6 protein-coding genes are annotated in these 5,197 nt (G+C 47.7%); 3 read left to right on the forward strand and 3 right to left on the reverse strand.

The annotated features are described in order from the left end of the window. Window positions 1–403 precede the first annotated feature (403 nt). Genes FS806_RS24855 through FS806_RS24865 form a run of 3 tightly spaced genes read left to right on the forward strand, consistent with a single transcriptional unit; the run spans window position 404 to window position 3,282 of the window. A complete protein-coding gene (locus FS806_RS24855; RefSeq protein ID WP_144942013.1) occupies window positions 404–1,537 on the forward strand; it encodes a DUF418 domain-containing protein in 1,134 nt (377 codons plus the stop codon). A gap of 18 nt (window positions 1,538–1,555) precedes the next feature. After that, window positions 1,556–2,680, forward strand: a complete 1,125-nt coding sequence (locus tag FS806_RS24860) for a sensor histidine kinase (protein ID WP_144942015.1) — start codon at window positions 1,556–1,558, stop codon at window positions 2,678–2,680. Continuing rightward, on the forward strand, window positions 2,677–3,282 hold the full coding sequence (locus FS806_RS24865; RefSeq protein WP_144942017.1) for a response regulator transcription factor: 606 nt from the start codon (window positions 2,677–2,679) through the stop codon (window positions 3,280–3,282). Before FS806_RS24860 ends, FS806_RS24865 begins: the two co-directional genes overlap by 4 nt. An 8-nt stretch (window positions 3,283–3,290) precedes the next feature. Here FS806_RS24865 and FS806_RS24870 read toward each other — a convergent pair whose 3' ends face one another. Genes FS806_RS24870 through FS806_RS25985 form a run of 3 tightly spaced genes read right to left on the reverse strand, consistent with a single transcriptional unit; the run spans window position 3,291 to window position 4,896 of the window. Continuing rightward, the gene (locus tag FS806_RS24870; RefSeq protein ID WP_144942019.1) at window positions 3,291–3,947 is read right to left on the reverse strand and encodes a GAP family protein; all 657 of its coding nucleotides are present in this window, start codon (window positions 3,945–3,947) and stop codon (window positions 3,291–3,293) included. Further along, window positions 3,937–4,719, reverse strand: coding sequence for a MerR family transcriptional regulator (locus tag FS806_RS24875; protein ID WP_144942021.1), 783 nt, complete (start codon window positions 4,717–4,719; stop codon window positions 3,937–3,939). The genes FS806_RS24870 and FS806_RS24875 overlap by 11 nt, the downstream gene beginning before the upstream one ends. Before the next feature lie 27 nt (window positions 4,720–4,746). Continuing rightward, window positions 4,747–4,896: a hypothetical protein gene (locus FS806_RS25985; RefSeq protein WP_186328534.1), complete on the reverse strand. Its 150-nt coding sequence runs from the start codon at window positions 4,894–4,896 to the stop codon at window positions 4,747–4,749. Window positions 4,897–5,197: the final 301 nt, after the last annotated feature.

Genomic DNA, 5,197 nt, shown 5'->3' on the forward strand with positions numbered 1-5,197 from the left:
TTTTTTGAAAATCTGGGTGGTTAGGTGTGTTTGGGTTACCCAGAAACCTAAAAATTCTACTTGACATAGTACGCTTAGATTTTGAAAATAGACGGATTTTCAAAGTAGATCGCTTCTGTGAACTTGAAGTGAGGACCGCCATTTAATGCGACGAAATGCCCCCTTCCAGTTGAATCGCAGATTTCCATCCTTATCCACAATATTGGTCTGTACTGCATCAATCTCTACGAATTTTTGCTATTGCCATCGGCCTAATAAACTAATTCTGCATTTATACCTAATCTCCTTTCAAGCCTTGAACATGACACGTGTCATATTTAACTCTTTACAGGTGTGAATGTTCCCTCTCTCTTATCCTAGCTACAATAAAATTACGCTAATTCAAAGAGAAAGAGTGAAGGATATGGAACAACGTGGAGAAAGAATCCGCCTGCTGGACATCCTGCGAGGGTTTGCCATTCTGGGAACCTTGGGGACGAACATCTGGATATTCGCACATTTGGGAGATCTGGCTTATCTGACAACGTTCGATCATTCGGGTTGGTGGGGAGCCGACGATCTGATCCGGATGATCGTGTTATTCCTTGTGAACGGCAAGCTGCTGGGCTTGTTGACGATCATGTTTGGAGTGGGACTGGAACTAAAATATCGGCAGGCGATGCGCAAAGGGAAAGCCTGGCCGGGAGTCTACCTCTGGGTATCCTTGTTATTATTCATGGAAGGCTTGCTTCATTTCATCCTGGTGATAGAGTATGACATCTTGATGAGCTACGGCTTGACGGCCATGATTGCAGCCTTCATCGTCAAAGGCGGCGACCGTCTGATCTCCATAACGATGAAGGTGATCGGAAGCATCCACGCTGTCTGCATCCTGGGGATACTGCTGATTGGCCTGGTAGATGCCAATATGTCCTTGGGCAGTTTTGTCGAAGTGACCGCCCTGTACAAAGACGGCACCTGGGTAGAGCAAATCCAGTACCGGCTGTCCAATTTTCTTGTGCTAAGACTGGAAACCATCTTCGTCATTCCCATGAATCTATTCTTATTTCTGCTCGGTGTCCGCTTCATGCGATCGGGGGTCTTCTCCCAGGATGAGAACGGCCGAAAACTGCGCGGCAAGCTGCTAAAAATAGGACTGTATATCGGCTTGCCCTTGAACCTGCTGATTTTTGTCCCGGGAGGCGCATTTGATTTGCCTGTCCGCTATTTATTTGCCCCCTTGCTTTCAATTGGATATATAGCAGCCATAGCGAAGATGGTACAATATAGGAAATGGGATGGGCTGTGGCGCCGTCTTGAAAATGCCGGAAAAATGTCTTTAAGCTGTTATGTCATGCAAAATATAATCTCTTCCATTCTTTTCTATGGCTGGGGCTTGGCCCTTGGCGGCAAGCTGAATTCCCTGACAATTATTGCGATCTGGTTCGGCATTTCCCTGTTCCAGATATGGTTTGCATCCGTATGGCTTCGCGTCTTCAGGCTCGGGCCTATGGAGACGGTCCGCAAACATGCGGCAGGAATCTTCGAGCCCAGATAACGCAACTGGAGGCTGTTGATGATCAGTAAGCTCTATCCGAGAGATCAAATCAAGAGTTATTTGATAATAGATGTCGTCTCGATCGTATTTTTGTTTTATATCGTCTTGAGTTCGGATTCCGCTCCGAGTCTCTCGGGAAGTCTCATTCTTCTGACGGCCTTCCTCGCTTCATTCTATATCGGGCTCTGGTTTCGGGACCGGTATCTTCTGGCTGCGGTTCTGGCCGGCATTGCCACTCTAACTCTGATCGGAATGTATATCGGTCCCCGCATCCTGCTGTTCGGGTTTATCTTCGCCGACATGCTTGGAAAGTCGAAGTCTAAGTGGCATATTGCCATTGGAATCGCGGCGATAGCTCTTATGTTTACCATTGTTCCTTTGAAGGAAAATGATGGCCTTGCCTCACTGTGGAGTTCAATCCTGCTTCCGATCATGATTATTCAAATGATCTTTCCGATCATCGTTTATATCATCCGAAAGACAAAAAACCTGCAGGGCAGGCTGGATATAGCAAACCAACAGCTTGAGAAATATGTCCAACAGGAGGAAAGGCAGCGCATAGCGAGAGATCTTCATGATACTCTCGGACAAACTCTAACCATGATTAAATTGAAAAGCGAGCTGGCCGCCAAATGGGTGGATAAGGATCCCCGGCAGGCCAAGGAAGAGCTGAAGGATATTCTGGCTACATCGAGAATCGCCCTGAGACAGGTGAGAGAGCTTGTTTCCGAAATGAAATTCATCTCTCTGGCCAGTGAGTTGGAACATTCCGGGAAGCTGCTCCATACAGCGGGGATTGAGCTTGAAATTGCGGAGCAAGGGAAGCCTCCGCTGTTATCCAGTGTGGAAGAAACGATGATAGCCCTCTCTGTCAGGGAAGCGATGACGAATATTGTCAAGCACAGCCAAGCCAAGCGATGTTCTGTAACGTTGGCAACCGTGGGCCATATTTACTGCGTAAATATAACGGATGACGGGGTCGGTCTAGTGGAAGGGAAACTGGGGAACGGAATTCAATCAATGAAGGAGCGGATGCAGGCTCTTCATGGAACCGTCATGGTGAGCAGCTCGCCTCACGGAGGAACGACGATTTCCTTGAAGCTTCCGCTTCATCATCATGGAAAGGGGGACCCGGCATCATGATTCGAGTCGTTATCGCAGAAGACCAGCAAATGCTGCGCGGCGCCTTCGCCTCGTTGTTGAAATTTGAGTCGGACATTGAGGTAGTGGCCGAAGTGCCCGATGGGAAGCAGGCCTGGGAAGCGGTTCAGCGGCTTCAGCCCGATGTGTGCGTACTGGACATTGAAATGCCTTACGCCAGCGGTCTTGAAGTAGCCGAGCAAATAAGAGAGGCGCACCTGCCCTGCAAGATCATGATTGTCACCACCTTCGCCCGGCCAGGCTATTTGCAGAAAGCTATCGATGCCCAAGTGGACGGTTACTTACTTAAGGACGAGCCGATTGATTATCTTATCGAAGCGATCCGCCGGGTCATGAAGGGAGAACGGGTGATCAGCACCGATTTGGCAGCGGCTCTCTTCATGAAAGAGGAAAACCCGCTGAGCGAAAGGGAGATCGAAATGCTGCGCCTGACCAAGGAAGGAATGACGACAAGCGAGATCAGCAGGAAGCTGTTCCTGACGAAAGGAACCGTACGGAACTATTTATCCTCCGCCATTCAGAAGCTGGAAGCCGAATCGAGGCAGCAGGCCGTCAATATTGCCGAGGAGAAAGGATGGCTGTAGCGATTTTGCTACAAGTAATCCAGACTATTGAAAATCAGGATCAGACCGACGATACACATGATCCACGAAACGGCCGATCCCGAATGCTGTGCAAGCTTCAGACGAAGCTTCTCCAACGGTCTGTGCATTACGCGCCCCAATAATAAATGCAGTACAAACACGATGAACGGCGGCAGCACCATAATCAAATTATAACCGGCTAGAATCGGAAGCCACTGATAAACCGCCAAATTTGAGGTCGACATAAGACCAATGGCAGCAAAATAAGGAAAGGCCGTACCCACTTCAACCAACGATGTGGTAAACCCAAGCGCAATCATGGAGGATATACTTTTAGACTTCGGCCTCGGCAAATCCGAGCTTTTACTCTTGGGATAGTAGAAGCTTGCGATAAACAGAATCCCTCCGATAATCAGCATAACCCAGCTTACGATACGGTTCTGCAAGATGGAGGAGAAGGCAGCCAGTAAGGCATCCAAGCCCAACATAAAGGCAATGCCTACGGAAAAATAAAAAGCGGCGACTGTGGCCAAATAGATCATTAAGCGTGAACTTAACCGCTCTTTCTCCGTTAACAGCAAATAGACCGTTACCCCTAGCGTTGCCGGACTGAGTGTGTCTAAAAGGGCTAGTCCCCCTATCATAAGCAGCAACTCAAGATTCACGGGTTTCCTCCTTACTCCGGGCGGAATCTTTCAGGGAAGCAGTGTATATATCATAGGCTCGCTCCATATATTCGAGAACTTCCTGATCTATTGGATAGAGTCCGAGCTCTTCCGATTGCTCCGGCGATTTTCTCAACTCCCATAGCTTATTGATAAATTGCTCTTCTCCTGCGAAATCTTCTACCTGTTTTTCCAGCATCCGCCGGATGATGTTCTGTACCCTTGGCGAGGAGGGATCGTCTTTCAACATATACCGTTTGATCTGGCCTAACAGAGCAATCCACTCCATGGAATCGGGGTCATCACCGTTCATTTTGGGGAGCTTTGCCCAACTTTCCACTTCCCTATCGTTAAACATGCTCTCCTTGAATGCTCGACGTCCTTTTTTATTGCGATTCCATAGCTGGATTAATTTCCGGATGGCCAGACTTTCATTCCCGTCTTCCGCTGCTATACCGTTAATCAGTTCACGAAGGGATGACTCTATTTTCTGCAATCTTGCTTGTTCTTCCATGATATAGACTAACTGTTTTTCCAAGCTAATCGACCAGTTCCAGTCAGGGTCGGCCAACATCTCTTTAATGTTTTGCAAGCCGTAGCCCAATTCTTTTAAAAACTGGATGTACTGGAGTTTCTTTAAATCTTCTTCCGTATATAGACGATGTCCCCCTTCCGTCTTGGATGAGGGCGCCAGCAATCCGATCTGGTCATAGTATCGAAGTGTCCTGACTGTAATCTTCGTCTGTTTCGCAACCTCTTTGATATGAATCAAGCACGGGCACCTCCTGCGATGGACATCCTAGTTTTCCTTGTCCCTGGATACAGCATATTTAATTAAATAACCCAGTCCCAGTCCGACCAGAACTCCGGGCAAGGCTTGGCCGAGCATAAGTCCGATCCCTGCCCCTATTATGACACATGCATAAATAATGATATCGCCTGATTTCATAACTATATCCCCTTGTAATTGATCTCTTCTCCTCCCGGCTTCCCGATTTGGCGGATTTCACGAATAGAATCAGGAGGAGCTTCATCGTCGGCTTCATTATACAAAATGACGTTGCGTCACTTTCAAGAGGTAATCCGAATCTATGGGATTGATAGTTCCGTAACGTCATCTTTTATAATGCTCATAAGAGCTTCAGGCGGTCCTGACTGGAAACTCAATTCTATATTAAACATGAAATCGGAAAGTACCGTTGTCAAAAGGTGAAAGAGCCGCGTCGTGACAGTTTTTTTCAGTCACAGAA

It is taken from the genome of Paenibacillus sp. 32O-W, assembly GCF_007679495.1.
GTDB lineage: Bacteria > Bacillota > Bacilli > Paenibacillales > NBRC-103111 > Paenibacillus_L > Paenibacillus_L residui.